Source organism: Paenibacillus sp. J22R160 (assembly GCF_059692135.1).
On the sequence record NZ_JCAUAU010000016.1, the window covers coordinates 93,383 to 118,943 of the forward strand.

Genomic DNA, 25,561 nt, shown 5'->3' on the forward strand with positions numbered 1-25,561 from the left:
ATTCTTAACTCCTTTACACGTTATTCGCCACAATGATGGCGGGGGCAATAATTGGCAATGCTGGTGCTGACTGATGAAGATCATTCCAGCTAATAGTCGTTTGGTGACGCAGATCCAGATTCCAATAGCGAAGCGGCCATTCATTAATGAAACGCTGCAGTTTGCTATTAATAACTTGATAGACGGCATTATCTTCGGTCCGCACAAGCGCACCTTCGCGAAAGTGCCCATCGACGTAAGCTCCCTGTGCAAGCGCAGTAAGCTTATTCTGTACGTCATGTTGCGATAGGGAATGCCCCTTCGGCCAGTTGCGCAGATCTACTTGCGAGACGCGAGTAACAGAGAAGTGATGCGTTTCCCCTTCAATGGGGTGGCGGTGACCGTTCTCAATCCAATAGAGCTCTGGTGTTACCCCTCGAACGATGATATGGCTCGGATAGAAGTCAATCATTGCTGCATTTCCGCTGCCCAGCTTAAGCTGAACTTCATGCAGCAAGCTGTGGGTGTCTCCCCATTTTCGAGCGTAAAACTCCAGATTTCTGCCATATACCTCTTCAAAACGGCGTTCACCCAGCGCTTTGATAGAGACGCTTCCGACATGATGAATAAAGGTATCTTTGGCAATAACGAGCTCTAATCCCATCATCCGCGTTCGGAACCCGAAATCGTCATCCTCGCAATTTCCAATCTCAAATCCTTCGTCCAGATACCCTAGCCGCTCGAATACCTCGCGCCGCATAAGCACACAGAAGCCAGTTAATCTCGTGGTGACATGCCATTTTGCAGCGTTCGATTGATTAAAGTTTACAGCGAGTTGGTGCATTTCCTCTATGGAGGTGTAATTCGTCTCCAGCAGCTGCTCACCGCTAATGTAATTCGTCATTGGGCCCACAAGACCGAATTTCTCATTGCTGTTCAGGCAAGTTAGCATATTTTTCAGCCAATCCTTGGTCACAATGGTATCATTGTTCAAAAACAGCAGGTTGGAACCGCGCGCCATCCTTAGCCCTTGATTCGTCCCTCCGGCAAAGCCGAGATTGGATGTAAAGATCCGGTAGCGGATTTTCCCCGTTAAGGATTTCAAGTACTCCGCTGTATCATCCGTTGAGGCATTGTCGATGACGATGATTTCGAAGGGCTCCGGCGTATACTCGTAAATGCTGTCGATACAATTCTGGAGGTGCTGGCGTTGATCATTCGTCGTAACGATGATGATGCTCGTTCCTTGAAACTTCGAAGGGGTTAGCGCTGCATCCCAGCCAAGCTGAAAGGCATGATCATGCGCGCTGTCATAGGCCAAGTTAAAACCTTCATTGTAGCCGCGATTATAGCTTCCTGTTTGGGATACAATCTTACCTATTTTGCCAAGCTTACGAAACTTGCGTGATTTGCTTGCGGACTTTTGGACACGCCGCTTAGTTGTTGTTCTCATCGGTAAGGAGCCTCCCCTTTCACGATAGAATCCGCCAAATGCCCGAAATCGATCGCTACTTTCCCCATGCTCGACGCAATCCATTCTGAAATAATGACAGCCGAGATGCCTGCAGAAACAAGGGCGATATCAAAGTCGTAGCCGGCGATGTTTTCCTTAATGTGCGGGATATCCTTCACACCATGGACCGGCGTAATTTCGCCAACAACATTCACGCCATGCGCGCGGAGCACTTCTGCTAAATGCGGTGCCAAATTGCCGACCAGCAGCACCCTTCTGCCCTGTGTAATGCGCGACAGGTAACCCTCGTGATACACGTAGTAATTCACCAGCGAATCCGTCAAAGTAAGCTCACGGTAGTTAATATGTTCAGCATTAAACACTGCGAACGCAAGCGGTTGGAAATTGCGTACCCGCAGCTTCGGAATGCCTACAACGCTTGCTCCGACAATGGCCTGGACAAGCTCCTCTTTAACCGCCAGGTCGGGTACCTCCACCCCCGCATAGGGAAGGAACTCGCCATCTTGCTTAATCTGTTCAACGGATAAGATTGTCTCCTGTGCTAAGGTCAGCAGCTCCCCATCTCCTAATCGAACAAGGGAAAATGGCGCTCTGGCGTCAAGTGCAGCGACAATTCGATCCCCTAGCTCTCTTGCGGTAAGCAAGTGAAGAATATGCGGCCGCAAATGTTCTACACCGGCAGCAACAACCTGCTCAATCGTGATTTCGGGCAGGATCTGGTAGTCTGGCAGCAAACGATCGACAATCGCATCGCCCCCGTCATGTTTTCCATCCCGGTAGCCTTTATCGAAACCTTTGTCATAACCGGCATTATAGCCTTGATCGTAGACAGCCACAGTTTCAATCGGCATGATTTGTTGCAGCGGCAACACGGGCAGTCTCCGCCGTTTCTTCTTTTTCCGAAATGAAGCGAGATGACCTTTACGCTTGCGGGAGAGCTTGCTCCGCCGGAAGGAAATCACTTTGCCTAATTTCTTAACGCTCTGTTTCTTTTTTATGGGCAACATACGCTCACCCGCCTTTGTTCGTTATCGTTAACAATTCATTTAATCGTTTGCGATACGTGTGATCCTTCAGCGTCCGCGCCAATCCTCGCAAAGCGATATGCTGCCGCTCTTCTTCATGCGTTAAATAGTACTCTATTTTCTGGATAAGCTCCTGCGGGGAACTGAAAGTATCGAGTTCTTCCCCAGGTTTATAGAAGTTCGTCAGCTCATCACGGACATCCGTCAACTGCAGAGTTCCAGACGCTGTAATATCAAAAAGCCGTGGATTAGGCGAGAAAGCGGGGATTTGTCTGCTGTTGCTGTTATGGGATTTATCGTCGGTAGCCCGGTGAAGATTGATCACGATTTTGGCCCCATGGTAATAATTCATCGTATCTTGCGGGCTCAACCAGTAGCCTTGAATTTTGGAGGACAGCTTATCGTAGGAGGTTAGCCGATCCCACCAGTAGCCGTTAATCATGATATCCTTGTCTCGGAGATAGTCGGCCATTTCATCGATGAATGCGACTCTATTCCAAAAAGCTGTACCAATGAAACAAATATCTTTGCGAAAATTCGTAGGCACATAGTCCAGCTTAACGGAATCTGGATTGATACCGAACGGTAAATAATGCACATTCTGGCAACCAAGTAGCTTATAAGGCTCAACACAGCTCTTCTCTAGTGTGAATACATAATCAAAGTTCGGGACGAGTCCCGTCGATTGATCCGAGTGATACGGATCATCCGGAAGCCAGATCGCCGTGCGAATGCCATGCGCCCGAATCGCTTGCACGACATCTCCCGGCAATGATTGCCCTATGGCATCGAGCACGAGTACAAGATCGGGTCTTGTCTCCGCTGCAATCTGAACAAGAGGATCGGCTGGATTGACGACAATGACTTCTCTCACCATATCCCGCAGACTACCCTCGATCCCTTCATCCATCGCTGTATACGGCAGTCCGTTAGCCCTAACGAACATCACCTTCAAATCCCAGAGAATGCCTCGCTCCTGCGGAATATCCCGCATCAAGCTCTGGCAGCGTCCCATGTGAAAGCCATGTGCCCAGCCTTTTCCAAACCCCTGGTCACTCCCCATTCGCCATTCTTCCTGGTAGCGAGACAAGGAAGCAGCCGGCTGCTTCTTCACTTTCACTGCTCTGCGCACACGTTTCCTCTGATTCCTCAGCGGTCGCAAAGGCAATTTCTTCGTTTTCACGGCTCTTAATGCACTCATTCTATCTCACCTCCACTTATAACGACATATCCTTTGCGCTGCAAATAGTGTTCCAAGGCGCTTTGCCAGCTTCTCATCGGCTGAATACGATTCAGTTTGTTGTTGTCCAGCACACTGTATAACGGTCTGCGCACTTTGGCAGGATATGCGCTGTTCATAATCGGTATGGTCTCGCAGGTAATGCCGCAAAACGCGAACGTTTGGACCGCTAGATCATACCAACTGCAGGCACCTTCATCCGAACAGTGATACACACCGTATGCTGTTATCTCTTGTTCGAGGAAAGCCCGCACGGTTTCAGCGACATCTTGGGTGTGCGTCGGTGACATGATGACATCCTGAACAACCGAAATGGGCTTCCCTTGCTTCGAAAGTCTAATCATGGTCTCTACAAAATTGCCGCCTTTCCCGCTGGCCCCAGCTTCGCCAAACAACGAGGATACGCGAAAAATAAAGTAGGTATCCAAATAAGCTGCGATGGCTTCCTCTCCTGCTGCTTTGCTGCTGCCGTAAGCATTCAGCGGACTCACCCGATCTTCTTCGGTATATGGCGCTTGTTTGCTGCCGTCAAACACGTAATCCGTGCTGAAATGAATGAAGAGCGAATCATTCTGCTTGCAATAAGTCGCCATACGCAGAACAGCGATGGAGTTGATGCGGAGGGCCTTCAGCGGATCGGCTTCACACTGTTCAGTGTTATGAAACGCCGTGCAGTTAATGAGCACGTCAATGCGTCCAAGCTTTTCAAGAATGGGAATAATCGTTTCTGTATTCTCCACATCCAGCAAATCCCGCGTAACCGGGACGATCTCGAACTGGCTGTTTTCTTTCAATACCCGATGGATATCGGAGCCTAACTGACCTTTGGCGCCTAGCAGCGCAATGCGTTTCATTATTCACTCGATCCTTGAATGTCTAAAATACCGCCATAGAGCGTGGCATCCTTAATAATCTTGTGCCATTTGATAAGCTCGCTGTACCAATCCAGCGTAATCGTTTGATCCATGCTTGGCACTTCGCCTGCAGCCAGAGCGTTATATATCTCTAATGCCCCCTGCGCAGCCGTCCATTTGCCCTGCCATCCTAAGGCTTTCTCGATTTTGTCAAAACTGACGCGATAGGAGCGGTGATCAGGCGCTCCATACCAAGCAATCGTTACAGGCTTAGGGATTACTTCGGTGATTTCTTGTGCCAATTGACCTAGCTGATAATTGTTGCTGTCCGAACCAACATTGTATATTTCGCCGTTGATGACTTTTGGGTCAGCTTCCAGCAGCAAACACATGACATCCGTTGTGTCTTGAACATGAACGAACGGTCTCCACTGAGAACCGTCTCTCATTAAAGGAATAACCCCATTCTGGTAAGCGCCTAATGCCATTCCATTAATGGCCAAATCGAAGCGAATGCGGGGCGAATAACCGTAAACGGTGGCCTGCCGAATGACAACGACGGTGAAAGCCTCATCGGCTAATGGAAGCACACCGTGTTCCGCCATTTCGTTTGCTTTGGCATACGTCGTGAGCGGATTCGTAGGTGAGGTTTCATCGACGATCACGTCAGGTGCCTGAAAGCCGTATAAGCTGCAGGAAGACGGGAGAATGTATCGTTTCACGCCAAGCTTTTTCGCTTTATGTGCTGTGCTCACACGGGAAATATGGTTGATTTGGTGCGTTGCTTCCTGAAACAATTCACCGCTCGGATCGTTGGAGATCGCCACAAGATCAATGACGGCATATACGTCAGCAAAGGCTTCCTCCTTCAGACGGCGGGAGTCCTCCTTAATCGTTACCAGATTCGGATGCTGCGGGAGCTTATCGATACCGAAGAAAAAGCGGTCAACGGCCTTTACGGCATAGCCTTTATCCAGCAGCTTCCGTACCAGCACACTGCCGATGTAGCCGCCCGCTCCCGTAACCATGATGGTTTTCATGATAAGTCCCCTCCATAAATAAAGTTATTGTCCGCTTGCGCAAGTGAAGGCTGCTGACGATCCCTATCGGACAAGATTGGATTCGATACAGGCCATTCAATCCCCAAATCAGGATCATTCCACGCGATGCCCCGGTCATGCTCTGGCGAATAATAATCATCCACTTTATACAGCAGCTGCGTGTTCGGAACCAAGGTGCAAGCGCCATGGGCAAAGCCCTTCGGAACTAAAATTTGCCGTTTGTTGTCCGCGCTTAGAATAACGCCGATCCACTGTCCGTAGGTTGGAGATCCTTTGCGGATATCAACTACGACATCATAAACGGCTCCGGATACAACTCGAACGAGTTTCGTTAGCGCTTTCGGCTCCAATTGATAGTGCAGACCGCGAAGAACGCCCGTTTCTACCGACAGGGAATGATTATCTTGAATAAAAGCATGGTGAATGCCCTCACCAGCTAATGTTTGTTGGTTATAGCTTTCCATAAAAAAACCGCGATGATCACCATGCGCTTTCGGTTCGAGCACCAAGACCCCCGGCAGCTTGGTCGAAATCACTTTCATGAAAGGGCTCCTCCTCGCTGTTTCGTAATATGATCCACAACATAAGCGGCAAAAGGCATCGAACATGTAAATGCCGGCGAGACCGCATTGAGTACATGCATTGAGCGATTGTCGCCTTCGATCACAAAGTCTTGAACAAGCTCCAAGGTCTCGACATTGAGCAATTGCGCTCTAATACCCGGTCTTAGAAAATGTCCGAAGCCCTTAGGGTCGATGTCCCTTACCATCCCCATCCCTAGCCCGACGAAATAGGACTTGATATACTTGCGCATTTCCTGAAAGGCCAAACGCCTAAAGTGAAACGAATTTGTGATAAACAGCTTCAGCTCAAAGCCGGCAATTTGCAGGAACTCCTTCAGATTAAAACCTTCTAGACCTTGGTAATTTTCCCGCCAAAAAGCCGGCATCGCCGTAGGCCCGATCTTAATGCTGCCATCCACAGTTTTTGTATAATGAACTCCGAGAAATGGATTTTTCAAGTTGGGAACGGGATAGATATTCGTAACGACATCTGTTTTGTTTTTCGTATATTTCAAGTAAATGCCCTTGAACGGAATGATCGTATACTTCTCTCCGAATCCGAAGTCATGAGCAATACTGTCGGCGTAAAGTCCGGCGCAATTGATCAAATACTTATACTTGAAGGTGCCTGAGCTCGTAAAAAGGAGGTCTCCCCGATGCTTGCGATATTTCGTCAGGAAATGAAACTCTACACCGTTTTCTACATTTTCACGCTTCAGGGTCCTGCAAACCTCTACGGGATCAACCGACGCCGTTGTTGGTGAATACAAAGCTTTCCGGTATGTCTTCGCATTCGGATCAATGGACGCAATCTCTTGCTCATTCATCCAGATGAGTTGTACGCCGTTGATGTCTGCCCGCAGCTTGAGCTCTTCCAAACCCGCTAACTCAGATTCATCCTTGGCGACGACTAGTTTGCCGCACTCATTCAGTTGCAGGCCATTAAGCTTACAGTAAGCCCGCATTGCCTGGTTGCCTTCTTTCGTGAACTTCGCTTTCAAGCTGTTGGCTGAATAATAGAAGCCGGCGTGCAGTACCCCGCTGTTGCGTCCACTCGCATGTGCCGCCACATCGGACTCTTTTTCCAACACACAAATGGATACATCCGGCTCTCTTTTCTTCAACTCACGGGCAATCGTCAAGCCAATAATCCCCGCTCCGATGATGATGTAATCGTACTTCCTCACTTGTCATCACCGGCGTCCGACTTAGGTGCTGCAGCCTCTACGTTCGGATACTCGCGCAGCTTATCGGATGCTTCAAACCAAGAGGGGAATGTGCCGGCGTCGATCCACCATCCTGTCAGCAGGTGATAGCTGAGCTTACCTTGCATCGCATATAAGTTATTCACATCGGTAATCTCCATCTCGCCACGCGCAGATGGCTCTACTGTCTTAATCAAGTCGAATACCGTAGAATCGTATAAATAAATGCCTGTTACGCAATACGAGGATTGCGGATGCTCGGGTTTTTCTTCAATCCGCTTGATCAGCTCGCCTTCCATGACCGGAACCCCGTATCGTCTAGCGTCCTCCACTTCCTTCAGAAACACTTTCGCTCCATCTGGCTGAGCTTCAAATTGCTTCACATACATAGCCAGCGAATCCTCGAACAGGTTATCGCCAAGCAGCACAAGCAGCTTCTCGCCTGGATGCACAAAGTTTTGTGCAAGCTCCAGAGCATCAGCAATACCGCCAGCCTCTTCTTGTATTTTGTAGGAAATGTTAACGCCCCACTCCTTCCCGCTACCCAAGAAATCCGTGTACAGGGAGGCGGAGTGCTTACCCGTGATCAGAAGGATATCGGTGATTCCCGCTGCTCTCAGCTTCTCAATCCCATAATAAATCATAGGATATTTACCGACGGGTAGAAGATGTTTGTTAATCATTTTCGTCAAAGGTCGCAGACGTGTGCCTGTTCCCCCTGCTAGAATGACTCCCTTCATAGCAACGACATCCTTTCCTCTTGCTTTCTCAAAAAAATGCTTGGGGGTCGACGCCCCACTTTTCTATAAAGAGCTTGCGCGAACGCTCCACGATGGCTTGCAGTTGGCTTTCGCTTTTCTTGCCGAAGCTGGCGCTGCCATGATGGAAGATAAAGGTGTCCTCGGTCAGCATCAGCTTGTAGCCGGCCTTCCTTGCGCGATAGCAGTAATCGTCATCCTCGTAGTGACCGGGACTGAACTGTTCATCCAGGTAACCGATCTTATCCATCACTTCTCGTTTGAATAAGAAGCAGAAGCCAATCAAACGCTTAACTTCCGTGTATTTCCCTTTATTTCCAACATTGAACTTTAGAATCATATCCGACATATTCGTGTAAGGCTCTTTCATCTGTTGGATACCGCTGGCATAATTGGTCATCGGACCTACGATGCCAATATCATTTCGGTGATACAGACAAGTGAGCATGTGATCCAACCAATTTGGCGTGAGCAGAACGTCATTATTCAGCAAAAGCACGGAGCTGCCCCTAGCTAGCTTCATGCCAGCATTACAAGCTGCAGGAAAACCTCGGTTTTCGGAGAAGGACACGAAGGGGATCTGCTCACGAATCAGATCATCCAGTGTCCCGTCGGTAGAAGCATTGTCGACCACAATAATTTCATAGGGGATTCGTGTATGCTCTCGGATGGAATAAATGCAATCTAAAAGCAGCTGTCTTTCGTTAAAACTTGGGATGATGATACTTGTGCTAGTCATATGGATCCCCCCGCCAGAGCTGTTCGCGTACGAAGAACATCCTTAAATTCAAGTCTTCTACCATGATCTTGAAGCAGCATATGAAGTGCTTCCAAGTGATCGCCTACAATGAGATTAGATACCGGATTCGTGGTTCCGGTGTTCAAGCGGGTAGGTTTGTTGGAAGTAACCACATCTATGCTTGTCGGTGCACAAATACGCAATCCATAACGGATTGCCTTCGCTTGCGCTTTAGGAGGTACCATTAACGCTGCGCTTCCGATAACCTCGAGCGCTTTGCGGGAAAGCATGTGGGGAATCGCCGTCATGGAGTTGGCATTAAGCTCTGGTCGACCCTGAACACGGTTGACGAATTGTTTGACCATCGAAACGCCATCGCGATACGTGAAAAGACCCATATAAGGGGAAATGTCGTTTAAAGCAATATCCCAACCTTGGTCGATGGCCCGAATGAAAGGCACCAGCTCCTCGGATTGAATCGGGATATCGCCATCCAAGAACAACACCATGTCTGCTGAGATGAGCTTGGCGCCAATAGACCTGCCAACGTCATGACCAACAAGATTCGGGTAATGTACGATCGTTGCACGAGGACACTGCTTAGCGATATGAACGCTGTTGTCAGTTGAGCCGTTAATGACGACAATGATTTCCTTAAGCGGCATTCTTTCAAGCGCATCCAGCACACGCGCAATCGTCTTTTCTTCATTAGATACTGTAATGACCGCACCTATTGATTGCCTTGTCGGAACTAATACGAGATTCGGGGTTGGAATCCCCAGCTTCTCGCAATAACCTGCAAGGAACGCCCGAGAGACATGAAGATACTGCCCCTCCGTAATAATCCCGATTTCCCTTGATGTATAAAAGGAGTACCAGAGGGAGTTGATATACGAACTTGGATCCATCCCATCTTGCAAGGGATGATCCGTGGCATAGCGGGAACCAATTGCGTGCACTTTTCTTCTTAACCCTGCCAACGACATCGCCATCGTTCTGGTTGGTCTGGAAGCCCTGCGTATACGGCGTACAGGGATGATGGTTCTCACTTTTGGCCTTTGTTTCACACGCTTTTTCACTAGTTTATTCAACAGCTTCACCCCACAAAGGTTCGGTCCCTTGTTAAATCTGTTAGCTGACCACGCTCATTCGTCTGTTCATGAAGCCAATTCAGGGCTTCGAGGTGATCTCCAAGAATAAGATTTTGCAGCGGGTCCACCTTAAATTTTCTTCGTTTTCGAGGATTCGTCAGACCCACATTCACGTTGTAAACCTTGTGGAGCGTGAGTCCCTTAACACATGCTATGGTTTGAGCGAGCGGCGGCACGGCTAAATTAGCAGCATGAATTTCGTTTAGCGCTTTACGACTAATAGCGTGCGGGATTGTCGTCATCGAAGCTCCTCGCAAGTCTGGTCGGGAGAGTGCAACATTTAGCGCGTGTTTGGCTAGCACAACAGGATGTACATCCATTTTCTCTGTTTTGCCAGAGTAGCTGTTTAGCGCAACATCAACCCCACGATCCACTGCCTGCACGAATGGCCGCAAATCTTTGGCTGCAATCACCATATCCGCATCAATGAACAGGATGGTGCTCCCTTTCGCATGACTCGCGCCTACGCCTCGGGGGACATCATGACCTAACGATTCCTTAAATGAAATAACCCGTGCCCCCATCTGGCGGGCGATTCGCTCTGTCTCATCGTAGGATCCATTGACGACCACAATGACTTCTGTTGCTGGATGAACCAATCGGGCTTGACGAATGACGGACGCGATTGTTTTCCTTTCGTTCATTGCAGGGATGACGACAGATACTTTTGGCGATGCATGATTTGAAATGGGCTTGAAAACAGGCCTCGTTCTCCTCCTGGGTATTAACAACTTTCGCTGCCCACGCTGTTTCATGTCCACACCCTCCCACTGTGATGTGCATTCGTTTTCGTACCCATTGTATGTTTATCCATCCCGATGGACACGGCATACGTTTAAGCCCGTATCATCTCTAGCTCAAAATAGGACATCTATCACAGATCGCCTTCCCTTCTCGGGGCAACTGGATCCTGTATGTTCGACCTGCTTTTATAGTATGACTGCCTTGGGACAGATTCATATGCGCTTACCTAGCTTGGCTAGAAATTGGCGAATGACTACTACGGTTTTGATGAAAGCGCTTATAGTAAAAAGGAGATCAGGGTCATTTAGCGGGATGATGTAAAAAAAGCCCCATCCTCTTCTATTCCTTCGAAGAAGAGGGGGGCTTGCGCTTACCTTGAAGAACGCCGGTATTCACGTTCAACCATGGTTGTCTTGGGGTTCCTTTTTGTTTCACGCGAATAGATAATCCTATGATTTTCCTCGTCAAAATCCGTTGATAACCCACGATAGATGTCAGATTGTCAGCAATTTGTCCGGCTAGCTGCGGCGAACTCTCTACCGAGTCGGCGACACTCTCAATGATTCGAGCCAAAGCCCGCTGACTTCTTGCGAGAGATTCTAGTATATCCAGCTTAATCTGCTGTTCTCTTTCATTTATCTTCATTTGGTATCTTCGAGGCCTGAACCACCGAACAAATCGCCAAAACCGCCACCAACACTGCCGCCAAGGCTAGCGTTATCTTCTTCTTCCACAATGAGAACGCCCAAGTTTTTGGCGAAGGCTACCTCCATTTTGGTAATTCCATCAATGACTTCGATGAGCTGTTCATGGATATCCACCGCTTGCTTCACATGCTCAGCATTGCTTTCATATGCGGCTGTGGACAGGTGTCGGCATATCCAATTGCGCGACTTCTCAGCGTGCAGCGCCTTAGCCTCAAGAATAAGAGCTACATTATATTGTATTTTGGCGGTAGCATCCAAGTAAGATAAGTAACTATCCGTTCTGCTCAATGTCTCCACTCCCTGCCCCTCATTTATTCATCAGCGGGCTGCTCTTTCATGGCCTTTACAATCGGCGACAGATTATCCGCGATGGCATCCTCTAAATCAGCAAGACTGTTTAAATAACCTGTTATCCCTTTGGTAATACTCAGGGAATGTTCCATTAATGCTTCGATTTCTCCGAAGGAAGGATTATGGTCAGGGATTTCACTAACCATCTTCGCCATATGAGCAATCACCTCGCGTTTGGCCTCCAGGGTGCGCGCCAACTCGTGCTGCGACTTCGCCATATGCTCCAGAATCGAAGTAATTTGGTCCTGCATGTGTAATTCCCTCCTCTTGCGCTTAGGCTTTCCCATTTAGCATATGCGGCATAGGTTGAAGTGGGAATACAATGTGACTGAGGCATTGTGCCAAAATTCCTTGGGTATCCAATACATACTGAAAAAGCCCCTCGTAGAGGGACTTTTTCCAAAGATGTTATGCTGCTTTCATTAGTTGATTGTAATACCTGCGCTTGCAAAGCCAGTTACCGCTGAAATAAGGCTGACACCGGCTGTATCGAGGGTGAATACCATTAAGAGTTTTTCTCCGACAGAAACCGGTACTGGCGTGACTAAAGTAAGGTTTGCAAATCTGGTATCACCTACTGCAATCGGACCAGTAAGCGGTGGCGTCAACAATACTGTAACAGCTGTTGGCGAGAACGAATTGCTGCCAACAGTTGCACTATACAAGGTTGCCCTTACAGTAACTGAGCTTGCCAATAAGTTAACGGCAAGTGTGACGCTAAAGAATGCAGAAATGGCTGTGACCGTTCCGGCACGTGGAACCGAGAATGCGAAGTCAAAAATTCCACCAGCCCCCGAGAGAACGATTGTCGTTCCGCCCACAACAACACCGTCGAGAGAACTGCCAAAGCCGATGAGGCCGCCTGTATCTAACAAACCACCCAAAACTGTCGTTAATTCAACTGGAGCACCTGATGCGAACGGAATAATTGCACTGGATCCTGTTGATCCTGTTGCTCCAGTTGCTCCTGTTGCTCCTGTTGCTCCCGTAGCTCCTGTTGCTCCTGTTGCTCCCGTAGCTCCTGTTGCTCCTGTTGCACCAGTTTCACCTGTTGCTCCTGTTGCTCCTGTTGCACCCGTAGCTCCTGTTGCTCCTGTTGCTCCTGTTGCACCAGTTTCACCTGTTGCTCCTGTTGCACCTGTTGCACCCGTAGCTCCTGTTGCTCCTGTTGCTCCTGTTGCACCAGTTTCACCTGTTGCCCCTGTTGCTCCTGTTGCTCCTGTTGCACCAGTTTCACCTGTTGCTCCCGTAGCTCCTGTTGCACCCGTAGCTCCTGTTGCTCCTGTTGCTCCTGTTGCACCAGTTTCACCTGTTGCTCCTGTTGATCCTGTTGCTCCTGTTGCACCAGTTTCACCTGTTGCTCCTGTTGCTCCTGTTGCACCAGTTTCACCTGTTGCTCCCGTAGCTCCTGTTGCACCCGTAGCTCCTGTTGCTCCTGTTGCACCAGTTTCACCTGTTGCTCCTGTTGCTCCTGTTGCTCCTGTTGCTCCTGTTGCACCAGTTTCACCTGTTGCCCCTGTTGCTCCTGTTGCTCCTGTTGCTCCTGTTGCTCCCGTTGCTCCTGTTGCACCAGTTTCACCTGTTGCACCAGTAGCTCCTGTTGCACCAGTTTCACCTGTTGCTCCTGTTGCACCTGTTGCACCCGTAGCTCCTGTTGCTCCTGTTGCTCCTGTTGCACCAGTTTCACCTGTTGCCCCTGTTGCTCCTGTTGCTCCTGTTGCACCAGTTTCACCTGTTGCTCCCGTAGCTCCTGTTGCACCCGTAGCTCCTGTTGCTCCTGTTGCTCCTGTTGCACCAGTTTCACCTGTTGCTCCTGTTGATCCTGTTGCTCCTGTTGCACCAGTTTCACCTGTTGCTCCTGTTGCTCCTGTTGCACCAGTTTCACCTGTTGCTCCCGTAGCTCCTGTTGCACCCGTAGCTCCTGTTGCTCCTGTTGCACCAGTTTCACCTGTTGCTCCTGTTGCTCCTGTTGCTCCTGTTGCACCAGTTTCACCTGTTGCTCCTGTAGCTCCTGTTGCTCCTGTTGCTCCTGTTGCTCCCGTTGCTCCTGTTGCACCAGTTTCACCTGTTGCTCCCGTAGCTCCTGTTGCACCCGTAGCTCCTGTTGCTCCCGTAGCTCCTGTTGCTCCTGTTGCACCAGTTTCACCTGTTGCTCCTGTTGCACCAGTTTCACCTGTTGCTCCTGTTGCTCCTGTTGCTCCTGTTGCTCCTGTTGCTCCCGTAGCTCCTGTTGCACCAGTTTCACCTGTCGCTCCTGTTGCTCCTGTTGCACCCGTAGCTCCTGTTGCTCCCGTAGCTCCTGTTGCTCCTGTTGCTCCTGTTGCTCCTGTTGCACCAGTTTCACCTGTAGCTCCTGTTGCTCCTGTTGCTCCTGTTGCTCCTGTTGCTCCTGTTGCTCCTGTTGCACCAGTTTCACCTGTTGCTCCTGTTGCACCAGTTTCACCTGTAGCTCCTGTTGCTCCTGTTGCTCCTGTTGCTCCTGTTGCTCCTGTTGCTCCTGTTGCTCCTGTTGCACCAGTTTCACCTGTTGCTCCTGTTGCTCCTGTTGCTCCTGTTGCTCCTGTTGCACCAGTTTCACCTGTAGCTCCTGTTGCTCCTGTTGCTCCTGTTGCTCCTGTTGCTCCTGTTGCACCCGTAGCTCCTGTTGCTCCCGTAGCTCCTGTTGCACCAGTTTCACCTGTTGCTCCTGTTGCACCCGTTGCTCCTGTTGCACCAGTTTCACCTGTAGCTCCTGTTGCTCCTGTTGCACCCGTAGCTCCTGTTGCACCAGTTTCACCTGTTGCTCCTGTTGCACCAGTTTCACCTGTTGCTCCCGTAGCTCCTGTTGCACCAGTTTCACCCGTTGCTCCTGTTGCACCCGTTGCTCCCGTTGCTCCTGTTGCACCAGTATCACCTGTTGCTCCTGTTGCACCTGTTGCTCCTGTTGCTCCCGTAGCTCCTGTTGCACCCGTAGCTCCTGTTGTTCCTGTTGCCCCTGTTGCTCCTGTTGCACCAGTTTCACCTGTTGCTCCCGTAGCTCCTGTTGCACCAGTATCACCTGTTGGTCCTGTCGGACCACCTGAAGGACCTGTAGGACCTGTAGCACCAGTATCTCCTGTTGCTCCTGTTGCTCCTGTTGCTCCTGTTGCTCCTGTTGCTCCTGTTGCACCAGTAGCTCCCGTTGCTCCTGTTGCTCCTGTTGCACCCGTAGCTCCTGTTGCACCAGTTTCACCTGTTGCCCCTGTTGCACCCGTAGCTCCTGTATCACCTGTTGCTCCTGTTGCTCCTGTTGCTCCCGTAGCTCCTGTTGCCCCTGTTGCCCCTGTTGCTCCAGTATCTCCTGTTGCACCAGTATCACCTGTTGGTCCTGTCGGACCACCTGAAGGACCTGTAGGACCTGTAGCACCAGTATCTCCTGTTGCACCCGTAGCTCCTGTTGCTCCCGTTGCTCCCGTTGCTCCCGTAGCACCAGTATCACCTGTTGCTCCTGTTGCTCCAGTTGCACCCGTAGCTCCTGTTGCTCCCGTTGCTCCCGTAGCACCAGTATCACCTGTTGCTCCTGTTGCTCCAGTTGCACCTGTAGCTCCTGTTGCTCCTGTTGCTCCCGTAGCTCCCGTTGCTCCCGTAGCACCAGTATCACCTGTTGCTCCTGTTGCTCCAGTTGCACCTGTAGCTCCTGTTGCTCCCGTGGCTCCCGTGGCTCCCGTAGCTCCTGTTGCTCCCGTTGCACCTGTAGCTCCTGTTGCTCCCGTAGCTCCTGTTGCTCCCGTGGCTCCCGTGGCTCCCGTAGCTCCTGTTGCTCCCGTTGCACCTGTAGCTCCTGTTGCACCCGTAGCTCCTGTTGCTCCTGTTGCTCCTGTTGCTCCAGTTTCACCTGTTGCTCCTGTTGCACCCGTAGCTCCTGTTACTCCTGTTGCACCCGTAGCTCCTGTTGCTCCTGTTGCTCCTGTTGCACCTGTTGGTCCTATCGGACCTAATCCAAATTCAAATTTCAATTCCGTTCCATCGTAGAGTTCTATTTCGATCTGTTCAACTCTAGTCCAATTTATCCTCGAAAGAAATCTCGTCAATTCAACTATCCTCTGAGCTGTGCCGTCATTTTTATGAAATTTTAATTTGAACTCATCACCATTATAATATTCGATTTCAATTTCTTTGATATTTTTAATGCTCTTATTCTCAATTGCATGTAATAACTTTTTGAGTTTGTTCAACTACTGACACCTCCTCTTGAATTCAATATGCAGTTAACGTAATCTCTTAACAATCTCCAGCCTCCTTAATTTAACTTAATATCTGAAACTTATAGTTTCGTTTTATAATATATGATTCCATAATTTGGATGCGTGGACGTATGTAATAGGACAAACAACGAAAAAAACATTTATTGTAAGTTATTTAATATAATTGTTAATATTCATGCCGATCAGAAGCCTTATATGTGCTCCTAAGTCCATTTTTCCAAGTAGATTGATTGATAGAATGATATGCATGTTCTTCTCCTACACCTGAGGTTATCTCTTTCAATTATAAAAAAGGACATGTCATGGAATCATTTGATTGTCGCCAACCAATTATTCCAAAACACGTCCTGATGTTATTGAAGATCACTTCCCCGCCCTTTGTTTAATTATTTCAAGATTTCTTAATAACCGGCCGTCCTCCGGAGCTATTTCTACCGCTTTTTCTGCAAACCAACACGCCTTCTCATACATTCCCAACTCATTACAACTCAACGCTCCTAAGTCATAAACTGTAAAGTTCCAAGAGAATGCTTCGTTTAGATATGAATCACTCTTAACTTTAATCTTCAAGGCTTCCTCAACCATATGATATACATTTGGCCAGTTTTTCTCTGAGTAAGCCATTTGTGCCATTTCTAGATAAGGCTCTCGTATATACGGTGCTTCGGCGATAGCTCTATACAGCCAATTTGTGGCTTCACTCGTATCATTCTTACCAATGTATGCTCTTGCTATATATCTCATGGAAGCTGAGCGCTCGTCTTTCCACTGTGCTCGAGGCATCTCTAAATGTTTTTTTAACGTTTCAATACATTTGTCCCACATCCGATAATACATATACTCACGGCCCAACCAATGCATGTTTCTATCATTATCCGGGTCTTCTTTCACGCTCAACTCCAGCAAAGGAAGATACTGTCCTCGCGATTTGCTCTCATCCGGATAATGGTTTAACTGAATACTTTCATCCCATCCATATTCTTCCGGGTCAGTTCCGTAATACCTCAATGTTTCGTGCACAGGATGAACCCAACGATATCCGTGTCTATGATGTATTTTCTCGAACCAAAAGGACTTCCCCCTTGAACCATCAGGATTAAAGTTCCATGTGAACATATATTTAAGCCTTTTCATACTAGGCGTCCATATTTTCTCTACCTTTTCTCTCCACCCAGGCTCGAAAACCTCATCTAAATCTGTCATTACACACACATCAACATCACTTGGTACTAAATGAAGTGAAGCATTCCTTGCTACATCAAATCTCCAAGGATCAACCTTTATTGCGTTGACGGTGGCACCATGCGATTTCAGCTTGTCTACTGTCCCGTCTGTTGATCCAGTATCAGCTACAATAACCATATCTGCTTCTTTCATTGAAGACATCCAACGATCGACAAATTTCTCTTCATTTTTCGTAATGGCATATACGGCTATTTTTAATTTGTTCATGGTTCCAACCCTTCCGCTTCCGCAACATTTAGCTTTTCTACATCCGAGTCATCATACACCCAAAAGTCTGTTAACTCCTTTATTTGCTCTATATCTCTATACACTAATGTTTCATTATCCTGCATTTTCCAAATATATCCTTTTCTGTCATGAATTCGACCTTGTACACAATCCACTACTTCCTCGCCAGAACGAATTGTCTTCAAATGATGTGTATATCTTGTATTGCCTATCTCATATTGATCAGTCAGGCATTGCTTCCAATCATCCATAAGATACTCATTTATGTTAAGAGAAATACAAATATCAATTTCGGAGTTTACCAGTGAAAGTGCCGTATTTCTAGCATCGTCAGAACGCCAAGGTGAAACGAAAATATGATAAACTTTCAGTGGAATCTGTAAATTATTTTTTGTTAACTCGTTTATTCGAGAATTCGTTTGATCGGATGAGCCCACATCGCATAAAACAATCTCATCAGCATCATGAACGGATTTCAAAAATTTCTCTATATATTTTTCATCGTTTTTATAAAAACCATATATGGCTATCCTCGGTTTTTTAATTGCGTTAAGCATATGTCCCCTCATTCCCGATTATATGATTCTTCAGACGATTCACAAAAATAATGAGCATATAAGCTTTTGTGTGTCCATATCCAATCTTTCATCTCCGTAATCATTTTTTCATAACTTGGAACTTCAAATGAAAAATCTTTACGTTTAGTAATCAATGTTTTGTTTACATTAACTGAATTGCAGGGAGAAATACTTATCTCATCTGTTTTAAAAATTTGCTGGAATAGGCGTAATAAATCAAGCTTACTTATATTCTCATTATTAACAAGATTATAGATCCCGGTTACTTTCTCAGATGCAGCTCGTTCCATTGCTTTAGCTAACGTTAAAGTCGTAACACCTGTCCAGATAGCTCCTGTATATCCGTTAATCGTTCCTTTTTGTTTCATAAACCAATTAAATAAGCCAATTCCGTCTTTTTTCATGTCTGGGCCAATAATAGAATTTCTAAAAGTCAAATTTTTGTTATCATCAATTTCACCCAATGCTTTGGTTCTATCATATAAAGTTTCACCGTCGCGATTACTTTTTTCATAATACGGTGCTGATTTACCAGAGAAAACACAATCTGTACTCATATGAAATAGTCTAGTATCGGTATTTTTCAATTTGTCAGCAATATAGTGCGGTAGGTAGCTATTTAAATAAACAGCTCTTGATGGGTTTAAATCACACATTTGATTTAGAATGCCAATGCAATTGATGATGACATCATACTTTTTCTCGAAAAGAATTGAATTTAAAAAAGTCTTTTCCGTAATATCACCGTTTATATTCTCACAAAAAGGAAATGGTGTTCTCGAATAAGCAGTAACTTCATGTCCCCTTTCACATAAATATAATGAGATGGTGTGACCGGCCATTCCAGTTGCCCCAAGAACTAAGAATTTCATTTTGATCCTCCATTCCATTTGCGCAACTCGTTCTTGATGAAAGTAAGTTCCAACAACCTCCCTTTTATTTCTTCTACAGAAAGTATCTTTGTATTATTTGAATTATACTCATCTGATAACGTAATTTTGGCAGATCCTTCATCAAGATATTTTCCATAATTAAGATCCCGGTTATCTGCAGGTATTTTATAAAAGTTCCCCATATCAATCGCTTTTGCCGCTTCTTCTTTAGTAAGAAGCACTTCATAAATTTTTTCTCCGTGACGAGTACCAATGATCTCAATTTCATTATCCACTTTAAATAGTTCTTTTAGTGCTTGTGCTAAATCTCCTATATAAGAAGATGGTGATTTTTGAACCATGATGTCACCATTAGCTGCATGTTCGAAGGCATATAAAACCAATTCGATAGCTTCTTCCAGACTCATAATAAAACGGGTCATTTTGGGATCAGTAATCGTTAATGATCTTCCAGTCTTAATTTGCTGCAAGAACAAAGGGATTACAGATCCACGAGATGCCATAACATTTCCGTATCTGGTTCCACAAATTAAAGTTTTGTCAGACGTAATCATTCTAGACTTAGCAATGAATGTTTTCTCCATCATGGCTTTTGAAATCCCCATAGCATTTACAGGGTATGCTGCTTTATCTGTCGAAAGACAAATAACTTTTTTTACACCTGAATTTATCGCTGCAGTTAATACATTGTCTGTACCAAGTACATTTGTTTTCACAGCCTCTATTGGAAAGAATTCACAAGATGGAACTTGTTTAAGGGCAGCAGCGTGAAAAACAAAGTCTACATCGTACATAGCATTATATAAACTTCGAATATCACGTACATCCCCAATAAAAAATTTGATTTTATTATTCTGATATAACATGCGCATATCATCTTGTTTTTTTTCATCTCTAGAAAATATTCTGATTTCCTTGATATCTGTATTTAAAAATCTTTCTAATACCGCGTTTCCAAACGAGCCAGTGCCACCTGTTATTAGCAACGTTTTATCTTTAAACATAGGGTTATATCTCCACACCCTTCCTTTGCGTGGGCTGTTCCAGCAAAATCATAACGTATATCTCATTATTTAAGCCCTCTTTGATGCAAATCATATTCAGAATTTTCTCTTGGATAGTTATACCAATAGGCAAATATACCTGTATATTTACACTTCGGATTTTTATCAATTAATGCTCTATTGAAATCCCAATCACCGGCAACATCTTTTCTCTTTGTGAATTTTGCATCACCTATAAAACTTCTTCTAATAATCTTAAATTGCCCGGGCCACCATCCGTAACCATCCGTTTCCCTTTTTATATATTGTTCACCAAGTTTAGTAAGCATATTGTAATAATATATGTCATATTCTCCATCAATTTGTGCTAATACATCTCTAATAGGAGGCAAATACTGATCATCGCTATCAATAATCGCTACATAATCACCAGTTGCTTCAGCGATACACCGATTATATGAATCACTTGCACCAATATTTTCTTTATTCAATAATATTTTCAATTGCGGACACGTTTTTCTATATTCTTCCAAAATATCCAACGTATTGTCGGTAGAAGCATCATCACATACTATAATTTCATAAGCATACTTTTTCGGAATACTATCTAACATTGTCACAATCCATTCTTCACTATTGTAAGCCGGAGTTAAAAAACTAATTTTCATGAAACACCTCAGTTCTCTAATTAATTTTAGTTACTTAGTAAGCACATTCGAAAGTGGTAAATATTCAATAATTTCCATTAAAAGTATTTTTCGTTTAATCACTTTATATGCTCTTTATCATACAAGTGTTCTGGAAATTAATGTATTTTGGACTTACACCTACACATAACCTGGTTACAGCGCATAAAGTAAATAATTGAATTAGACTGTATTTTATGAAGAAGCGGGGATGCAAAATAGTGAATACAAAAAAAATATGTCTCTGTATGATCGTAAAAAATGAATCGAAAATCATAGAAAGATGCTTAAATTCAGCGAAATCAATCATTGACTATGTTTCTATTTGTGATACGGGCTCTTCCGATCATACACCTGAGGTTATTACGAATTGGTGCAAAAGAAATAATATCCCTTGTACGCTGCATACTGAGCCTTTTCTCAATTTCGGATATAATCGCAGTCAATCTGTTTTATTAGCACAACAAACATATCCAGATTCAGATTATTTGTTATTACTAGATGCTGATTTAATTTTGGAAGTGGCCCCTGACTTCAATAAATGCAGTTTAATAAACGATCAATATCTCCTTATGCAATACAATAATCACATAAAATATTGGAACACTCGCCTGATTAAGACATCCCTGCCATGGGAATGTGTTGGTGTTACACACGAATACTGGGATATAGACCGTTCGAAGCTCAGTACAACCTCTCGCAGTTATTTGGAAACAAAGCAAAAACTCGAGACTCTGACTATTAACGACCAACAAGACGGAGGAAGCAAGAGCGATAAATTTGTGCGAGATAAAAGATTACTTTTAGAAGGCATTCATGATCCAACAACCACACCCTCATTAAAAAACAGATACATGTTTTATTTAGCTCAAACTTTATCTGCACTGAATGAGATTGAAGATGCGATCAAATGGTATAAGAAGAGGGTTGAAGCCGGAGGATGGGTAGAAGAAGTATTTTATTCCCTATTACAAATTGGTATTTGTTATGAACGATTAGCAAATTTAGCTTCCTCTAACGGTGAATTTCAACAGGAAGAACAATATTTTGCACTTGCAACTATTAACTTTCAGAATGCATGGGAGTACAGACCAAGTAGGGCTGAGCCATTGATGCATCTTGCAAAGATGTACCGAACTAAAGCCAAAAATAACTTAGGTTTGTTGTATGCCTTGCAAGGGAAAGAAATACCTTATCCCAAAGACGATGTTCTTTTTGTGGATTATCATGTCTATGACTATCTTTTTGATTATGAAATTTCCATATGCGCTTATTATATTGAGAGTAAACATCACTTAAGCCAACTCGCTCAGAAACGTCTTCTATCTATTATCCATCAGTTACCACAACATATAGCAACAGCTGTTAAGAATAACTCAAAGTTTATAGATATTTCTGACATTCAATAAAACCAAGCAGAAGTTAAATCATAAGGTGGTGAGTGCCGCAATGGATATGACTCCTACTCACATAGATGAGCTCATTCATAAAAGATTGGTCATTATCGTGATTGCTCATGAGAACGAACAGGTATTGGCGGCACAGGTCGAAAATATTCATTTCTATAATCCTGAAGCCGGCATTATTCTCTACAACGGCGGACACAATCCCGATTTCGGGAAAAACGTGAACATTTGGTCCTTTCCGCACAGCCACCCCTTAAGACCCGGAATTATCGCGCCAGCTATGTGGGAAATCATGAAGTGGTTAAAGGACATTGGCGCCGGCTATGAATATCTCATGTCGCTGGATCATGATATCTTATTTGTTAAGCATGGTTTTCAGCCCTTCTTAGATGAAGCTATGGCCGAATCCGACAGTATGGGCTGGAGGCTGGAAAACAATCGGGATCATGACTTCTCCTTTCCTGTACGAAACATGCTGAAAGAATGGCATTTATGGCAGCCCGTCTTTCAGACAGACGGCTTCCTGACTTACTTTAACCCCGGTCAGGTCTATAGGCACGGTATTATCCAACGTATGCTCGCACATGTGGATCATGACGTCGTAGGTCACCTGATGGGAATATCAGAAGCTTCTGCCTTAGAAGAAGTTTTTTTTGTCACGCTGGCTATGGCCTGCGGTGGCAGGGTCCGGGAGTACCCCGAGGGAAGCAAATATAATGATATGGTCCGTTGGGGCGAAAATATCACTTTCGAAAACGTACAGCAGCATCGAGATCATCCCTACTACTATTGGATTCATCCGGTAAAAGGGGATAAACTGATAGAGATGAATCAGCAATTGCTTCCTAGACCGGAACCAATTGCAAGTGAACTACCCGGTGAACTAACCGCTCCTCTTCCTGCTGCTCTAAGAAGCAGAAAAAGAATCAGGCGCAAGAAACCTCTGAAGAGAGTCCTTCCTCGAAAACGCATCAAACGGCGTAAGCTCAAGCTCAGGTTACGCACCCGCCGAAAAAAAAAGATAAAGCCTGCCAGAAAGCAACTGCGTCCCAAATTAGTGACGAAGCAAAAAGCTGCTAAACCAAAAAAGAGGACGAAGATGGGATAGTCTCCCGCTCCGTCCTCTTAGCTATTTGTCCACCCATTCAATCCCGATTGTCAATTTATTTGCTCCCAAATCGTGCTTATGACTCACTTTAAATTCCATATTCACGTCCGGCAAGGTGATTTGTTTGCCTCGAATAACGAGGTTGTCTGCCGTTATTTGATCCGCAATTTTTCTTAGCAGTTCAGCAAACTGCAAGCCCCGACCGACAAATTCCTCTTCTGACCTCATCATCATCCCTCCTTAGAATCCCTTGATCAGTTCCTTAAGAACAGGCAGCTTCTCCATCTCAAATAAAACAATCTTCTGCAGCTTTTTCTCGTCCCCTGGTTCGCCTTTTTTGAAAGGCGATTTGACATAGCCATAATGCTTGTGAGGAAAAAGCAAATCAATATAGAGCACCTGCATTTGCTCAGGCGTAAATGGAAGAATGGCTTCATAGTAGCGCATGCACCGTTTCAGCTCATCGGCATCCCAGCGTCCAAGCTCCTCCATGCGCTTCGTTAGGAGCTTCCGGATATCACGCAATGGAATGTCGTACGTCAAATTGTCCAGATCCAGCACACACACACCTCGAGCTGTCTGGATCGCATTCCCCTTACCGTAATCCTGGTGGCACATGTAACCGTGTTTGCCGATGTCAGCCACCCATTCCGCATAGCAGGACGCTTCCAGCAGCTTGATGGCATGGCTTGCCATCTGAATCATCGCATCGCCAGTCTTCACATAAGACTGATGAAAAAGTGATTTCCCCTGCTTAGCTTGTGTTTTCCACTGCTTGAGTTCTTCGCACATCCCGCTATAATGACTGGGCCAGACCCCCATCCGGTCATAGACGTCACAATTGTCAGGAGGGATGAACCCTACGGTGTCTTTATGGAACTGCGCGAGGCCCTTGAGCCCCGCATAGAGATGCTCCGGAATCCGATCCATCTCTAAATCGCTTCCTTGGACCCAAACGTAGAGAACCAACGCATAGCCTTCGTGGACAAAATACAGCTGATCATCCTTCGTTGGAATAATTCCCGCAACAATAGCTCCTTTTTGGAAAAGGTAAGCCTGTGCTGCGGTCGTGAACTTGACGATCGGAATCGACTTTCGTATCCGTTTCAAGCAAACGGTTCCCGCGGAAGTGTCCAGCTTCCATATCGTTTTAATGCCTCCGCTTTGAATAACCTGGATATGTTTGATCACTATCTGTGGATAATTCTCTGCCATGAGCTGTTTCCCCAAATTGAGCTCTTCCTGATTAGGAACCACGTTTAACCACCTCATCGAGTCGGGCGAGGAACGATTTCAGAACCGTATTTTTACTCAGCTCGGTACTGATCATATCTTTTAAACGGACGATATGTTTATCGACAGTCCATTGGTCCTCGCGACTTTCATAATATTTGGACACTTGGCCGTAGAATAAATGGGGAAACTGAATATCTGCGGCTAGAATCATATATTGTTCTTTCGTTAAGGGATTGACCTGCTGGTAAAACTTCATCATTTTGAGCATCATCGGAAGGTTCCAATTGGCATCCTTTTTCATCACCTTGTTTAATATTTTCCTCATATCGCGCACAGGCAGATCTACCGTCAATGAATCCATATCGTATACGTAAAGCTTTCCATCTTTACCTACAATCAGATTACCCGCTGCATAATCTTGATGGCACAGTGTTTTGGCTTTCTCCGTTTCCTTCACCCATTGTTCAAAATACGGCTGATTCAGCGTCGTAAGGGCTGCTTGTGCTTGCTGCATGAAGGTATCTACATTCGCCAGGAATACACGGTCAAATTCATTTTTATTTTTAACCTGCTGGCGCTGCTCTTTCCAAGCCGTCAGGCGCTCCATTCTTGTTTGCAAATCTGACTTCCATTTCGTCAACAGGTAGGAAGGGTAGAAACCATTGGGAGATTCGATCCCCCTTGATGCTCGGTGAAAGGCCGCCATTCCTTTAAGAATGAGGGATAAATCATGATCATTATCATATTCCGGCGAGCGTCCGTATACAGTTTCAAAAACGACGAAGTATTCACCATTTAGCTTCACATAACCTTGGCCTGAGCTCGTTTTGAGCACACCAGGCGTGTTAACACCATTGTCCTTGAGATAGTTAATGGCATGGAGCATGAAATCAATGTGAGTTTCATCGAATGGAACCTTTTTCATAATCAATTCACCCACGTCGGTTTGGATGGACCAGACTGCTTTTTTTCCTTTAAAAGATAAGAGATAAATGTTTTTGACCTTCAAAGGATAGTTCGTCATAACCTTCTTCACTACGTCCGAAAAAGTAGTATCCATGCTGACACCTCCGTAGATGTATGGATGTATGGCCTCAAGCCTC

General features: G+C 45.7%; 25 protein-coding genes. 2 read left to right on the forward strand and 23 right to left on the reverse strand.

From position 1 onward, the window contains the following. Positions 1-13: 13 nt before the first annotated feature. From AC58UW_RS24895 to AC58UW_RS24990, 20 genes are all read right to left on the reverse strand, one after another. Positions 14-1,432 carry a glycosyltransferase family 2 protein gene (locus AC58UW_RS24895; protein ID WP_497423261.1) on the reverse strand — a complete coding sequence of 473 codons (1,419 nt, stop codon included), beginning with the start codon at positions 1,430-1,432 and terminating at the stop codon, positions 14-16. Then, positions 1,429-2,460, reverse strand: coding sequence for a GT-D fold domain-containing protein (locus tag AC58UW_RS24900; protein ID WP_497423262.1), 1,032 nt, complete (start codon positions 2,458-2,460; stop codon positions 1,429-1,431). Before AC58UW_RS24900 ends, AC58UW_RS24895 begins: the two co-directional genes overlap by 4 nt. 4 nt (positions 2,461-2,464) lie before the next feature. Next, positions 2,465-3,679 carry a CgeB family protein gene (locus AC58UW_RS24905; RefSeq protein WP_497423263.1) on the reverse strand — a complete coding sequence of 405 codons (1,215 nt, stop codon included), beginning with the start codon at positions 3,677-3,679 and terminating at the stop codon, positions 2,465-2,467. Then, positions 3,676-4,572 (reverse strand): dTDP-4-dehydrorhamnose reductase, encoded by an 897-nt coding sequence (gene rfbD, locus AC58UW_RS24910; RefSeq protein WP_497423264.1) that lies wholly within the window; start codon positions 4,570-4,572, stop codon positions 3,676-3,678. Before rfbD ends, AC58UW_RS24905 begins: the two co-directional genes overlap by 4 nt. Then, a complete protein-coding gene (locus tag AC58UW_RS24915) occupies positions 4,572-5,612 on the reverse strand; it encodes an NAD-dependent epimerase/dehydratase family protein (RefSeq protein WP_497423265.1) in 1,041 nt (346 codons plus the stop codon). The genes rfbD and AC58UW_RS24915 overlap by 1 nt, the downstream gene beginning before the upstream one ends. After that, on the reverse strand, positions 5,609-6,175 hold the full coding sequence (rfbC, locus tag AC58UW_RS24920) for a dTDP-4-dehydrorhamnose 3,5-epimerase (protein ID WP_497423266.1): 567 nt from the start codon (positions 6,173-6,175) through the stop codon (positions 5,609-5,611). The genes AC58UW_RS24915 and rfbC overlap by 4 nt, the downstream gene beginning before the upstream one ends. Further along, positions 6,172-7,383 (reverse strand): L-2-hydroxyglutarate dehydrogenase, encoded by a 1,212-nt coding sequence (gene lhgD, locus AC58UW_RS24925; RefSeq protein ID WP_497423267.1) that lies wholly within the window; start codon positions 7,381-7,383, stop codon positions 6,172-6,174. Before lhgD ends, rfbC begins: the two co-directional genes overlap by 4 nt. Next, a complete protein-coding gene (locus AC58UW_RS24930; protein WP_497423268.1) occupies positions 7,380-8,141 on the reverse strand; it encodes a sugar phosphate nucleotidyltransferase in 762 nt (253 codons plus the stop codon). Before AC58UW_RS24930 ends, lhgD begins: the two co-directional genes overlap by 4 nt. A 28-nt stretch (positions 8,142-8,169) precedes the next feature. Then, entirely contained in the window at positions 8,170-8,898 is a 729-nt protein-coding gene (locus AC58UW_RS24935; RefSeq protein WP_497423269.1) for a glycosyltransferase family 2 protein, read from the reverse strand. Next, positions 8,895-9,947 carry a glycosyltransferase family 2 protein gene (locus AC58UW_RS24940; RefSeq protein WP_497423270.1) on the reverse strand — a complete coding sequence of 351 codons (1,053 nt, stop codon included), beginning with the start codon at positions 9,945-9,947 and terminating at the stop codon, positions 8,895-8,897. The genes AC58UW_RS24935 and AC58UW_RS24940 overlap by 4 nt, the downstream gene beginning before the upstream one ends. A gap of 47 nt (positions 9,948-9,994) precedes the next feature. Then, complete coding sequence (locus tag AC58UW_RS24945) at positions 9,995-10,804, reverse strand: glycosyltransferase family 2 protein (protein ID WP_497423271.1); 810 nt, start codon at positions 10,802-10,804, stop codon at positions 9,995-9,997. Between the two features lie 328 nt (positions 10,805-11,132). After that, positions 11,133-11,438, reverse strand: coding sequence for a hypothetical protein (locus AC58UW_RS24950; RefSeq protein ID WP_497423272.1), 306 nt, complete (start codon positions 11,436-11,438; stop codon positions 11,133-11,135). After that, a complete protein-coding gene (locus tag AC58UW_RS24955) occupies positions 11,435-11,788 on the reverse strand; it encodes an alpha-helical endospore appendage domain-containing protein (protein WP_497423273.1) in 354 nt (117 codons plus the stop codon). The genes AC58UW_RS24950 and AC58UW_RS24955 overlap by 4 nt, the downstream gene beginning before the upstream one ends. Before the next feature lie 23 nt (positions 11,789-11,811). Then, positions 11,812-12,102 carry a hypothetical protein gene (locus AC58UW_RS24960; protein WP_497423274.1) on the reverse strand — a complete coding sequence of 97 codons (291 nt, stop codon included), beginning with the start codon at positions 12,100-12,102 and terminating at the stop codon, positions 11,812-11,814. Between the two features lie 171 nt (positions 12,103-12,273). Beyond that, positions 12,274-16,044: a hypothetical protein gene (locus AC58UW_RS24965; RefSeq protein WP_497423275.1), complete on the reverse strand. Its 3,771-nt coding sequence runs from the start codon at positions 16,042-16,044 to the stop codon at positions 12,274-12,276. Between the two features lie 393 nt (positions 16,045-16,437). Further along, positions 16,438-17,526 (reverse strand): tetratricopeptide repeat-containing glycosyltransferase, encoded by a 1,089-nt coding sequence (locus AC58UW_RS24970; protein WP_497423276.1) that lies wholly within the window; start codon positions 17,524-17,526, stop codon positions 16,438-16,440. Then, positions 17,523-18,104 carry a hypothetical protein gene (locus tag AC58UW_RS24975; protein ID WP_497423277.1) on the reverse strand — a complete coding sequence of 194 codons (582 nt, stop codon included), beginning with the start codon at positions 18,102-18,104 and terminating at the stop codon, positions 17,523-17,525. The genes AC58UW_RS24970 and AC58UW_RS24975 overlap by 4 nt, the downstream gene beginning before the upstream one ends. 8 nt (positions 18,105-18,112) lie before the next feature. Further along, positions 18,113-18,997, reverse strand: a complete 885-nt coding sequence (locus AC58UW_RS24980) for an SDR family oxidoreductase (RefSeq protein ID WP_497423278.1) — start codon at positions 18,995-18,997, stop codon at positions 18,113-18,115. Then, positions 18,994-20,022 (reverse strand): polysaccharide biosynthesis protein, encoded by a 1,029-nt coding sequence (locus AC58UW_RS24985; RefSeq protein WP_497423279.1) that lies wholly within the window; start codon positions 20,020-20,022, stop codon positions 18,994-18,996. Before AC58UW_RS24985 ends, AC58UW_RS24980 begins: the two co-directional genes overlap by 4 nt. 65 nt (positions 20,023-20,087) lie before the next feature. Beyond that, positions 20,088-20,690, reverse strand: coding sequence for a glycosyltransferase family 2 protein (locus tag AC58UW_RS24990; RefSeq protein ID WP_497423280.1), 603 nt, complete (start codon positions 20,688-20,690; stop codon positions 20,088-20,090). Positions 20,691-20,905: 215 nt separating this feature from the next. Here AC58UW_RS24990 and AC58UW_RS24995 point away from each other — a divergent pair, with 215 nt between their 5' ends. Beyond that, positions 20,906-22,117 carry a glycosyltransferase gene (locus AC58UW_RS24995; RefSeq protein WP_497423281.1) on the forward strand — a complete coding sequence of 404 codons (1,212 nt, stop codon included), beginning with the start codon at positions 20,906-20,908 and terminating at the stop codon, positions 22,115-22,117. Between the two features lie 40 nt (positions 22,118-22,157). Beyond that, the gene (locus AC58UW_RS25000) at positions 22,158-23,222 is read left to right on the forward strand and encodes a hypothetical protein (protein ID WP_497423282.1); all 1,065 of its coding nucleotides are present in this window, start codon (positions 22,158-22,160) and stop codon (positions 23,220-23,222) included. Positions 23,223-23,243: 21 nt separating this feature from the next. Here the strand turns inward: AC58UW_RS25000 and AC58UW_RS25005 are convergent, their stop codons facing one another. Genes AC58UW_RS25005 through AC58UW_RS25015 form a run of 3 tightly spaced genes read right to left on the reverse strand, consistent with a single transcriptional unit; the run spans position 23,244 to position 25,518 of the window. After that, positions 23,244-23,450 carry an amphi-Trp domain-containing protein gene (locus tag AC58UW_RS25005; protein WP_497423283.1) on the reverse strand — a complete coding sequence of 69 codons (207 nt, stop codon included), beginning with the start codon at positions 23,448-23,450 and terminating at the stop codon, positions 23,244-23,246. Positions 23,451-23,462: 12 nt separating this feature from the next. Continuing rightward, the gene (locus AC58UW_RS25010; protein ID WP_497423284.1) at positions 23,463-24,479 is read right to left on the reverse strand and encodes a CotS family spore coat protein; all 1,017 of its coding nucleotides are present in this window, start codon (positions 24,477-24,479) and stop codon (positions 23,463-23,465) included. Continuing rightward, positions 24,469-25,518 (reverse strand): CotS family spore coat protein, encoded by a 1,050-nt coding sequence (locus AC58UW_RS25015; protein WP_497423285.1) that lies wholly within the window; start codon positions 25,516-25,518, stop codon positions 24,469-24,471. The genes AC58UW_RS25010 and AC58UW_RS25015 overlap by 11 nt, the downstream gene beginning before the upstream one ends. Positions 25,519-25,561 lie beyond the last annotated feature (43 nt).

What these genes read in the sequence shown, in the direction of transcription:
- AC58UW_RS24950 (WP_497423272.1), bottom strand. Translation starts at nt 11,438, where the DNA reads ATGAAGATAAATGAAAGAGAACAGCAGATTAAGCTGGATATACTAGAA.
- AC58UW_RS24945 (WP_497423271.1), bottom strand. Translation starts at nt 10,804, where the DNA reads ATGAAACAGCGTGGGCAGCGAAAGTTGTTAATACCCAGGAGGAGAACG.
- AC58UW_RS24930 (WP_497423268.1), bottom strand. Translation starts at nt 8,141, where the DNA reads ATGAAGGGAGTCATTCTAGCAGGGGGAACAGGCACACGTCTGCGACCT.
- AC58UW_RS24915 (WP_497423265.1), bottom strand. Translation starts at nt 5,612, where the DNA reads ATGAAAACCATCATGGTTACGGGAGCGGGCGGCTACATCGGCAGTGTG.
- rfbC (WP_497423266.1), bottom strand. Translation starts at nt 6,175, where the DNA reads ATGAAAGTGATTTCGACCAAGCTGCCGGGGGTCTTGGTGCTCGAACCG.
- AC58UW_RS24970 (WP_497423276.1), bottom strand. Translation starts at nt 17,526, where the DNA reads ATGAACAAATTAAAAATAGCCGTATATGCCATTACGAAAAATGAAGAG.
- AC58UW_RS24995 (WP_497423281.1), top strand. Translation starts at nt 20,906, where the DNA reads ATGAAGAAGCGGGGATGCAAAATAGTGAATACAAAAAAAATATGTCTC.
- AC58UW_RS24895 (WP_497423261.1), bottom strand. Translation starts at nt 1,432, where the DNA reads ATGAGAACAACAACTAAGCGGCGTGTCCAAAAGTCCGCAAGCAAATCA.
- AC58UW_RS24980 (WP_497423278.1), bottom strand. Translation starts at nt 18,997, where the DNA reads ATGAAATTCTTAGTTCTTGGGGCAACTGGAATGGCCGGTCACACCATC.
- AC58UW_RS25005 (WP_497423283.1), bottom strand. Translation starts at nt 23,450, where the DNA reads ATGAGGTCAGAAGAGGAATTTGTCGGTCGGGGCTTGCAGTTTGCTGAA.
- AC58UW_RS24905 (WP_497423263.1), bottom strand. Translation starts at nt 3,679, where the DNA reads ATGAGTGCATTAAGAGCCGTGAAAACGAAGAAATTGCCTTTGCGACCG.
- AC58UW_RS25000 (WP_497423282.1), top strand. Translation starts at nt 22,158, where the DNA reads ATGGATATGACTCCTACTCACATAGATGAGCTCATTCATAAAAGATTG.
- AC58UW_RS24990 (WP_497423280.1), bottom strand. Translation starts at nt 20,690, where the DNA reads ATGAAAATTAGTTTTTTAACTCCGGCTTACAATAGTGAAGAATGGATT.
- rfbD (WP_497423264.1), bottom strand. Translation starts at nt 4,572, where the DNA reads ATGAAACGCATTGCGCTGCTAGGCGCCAAAGGTCAGTTAGGCTCCGAT.
- AC58UW_RS24935 (WP_497423269.1), bottom strand. Translation starts at nt 8,898, where the DNA reads ATGACTAGCACAAGTATCATCATCCCAAGTTTTAACGAAAGACAGCTG.
- AC58UW_RS24960 (WP_497423274.1), bottom strand. Translation starts at nt 12,102, where the DNA reads ATGCAGGACCAAATTACTTCGATTCTGGAGCATATGGCGAAGTCGCAG.
- AC58UW_RS24900 (WP_497423262.1), bottom strand. Translation starts at nt 2,460, where the DNA reads ATGTTGCCCATAAAAAAGAAACAGAGCGTTAAGAAATTAGGCAAAGTG.
- AC58UW_RS25015 (WP_497423285.1), bottom strand. Translation starts at nt 25,518, where the DNA reads ATGGATACTACTTTTTCGGACGTAGTGAAGAAGGTTATGACGAACTAT.
- AC58UW_RS24985 (WP_497423279.1), bottom strand. Translation starts at nt 20,022, where the DNA reads ATGTTTAAAGATAAAACGTTGCTAATAACAGGTGGCACTGGCTCGTTT.
- AC58UW_RS24975 (WP_497423277.1), bottom strand. Translation starts at nt 18,104, where the DNA reads ATGCTTAACGCAATTAAAAAACCGAGGATAGCCATATATGGTTTTTAT.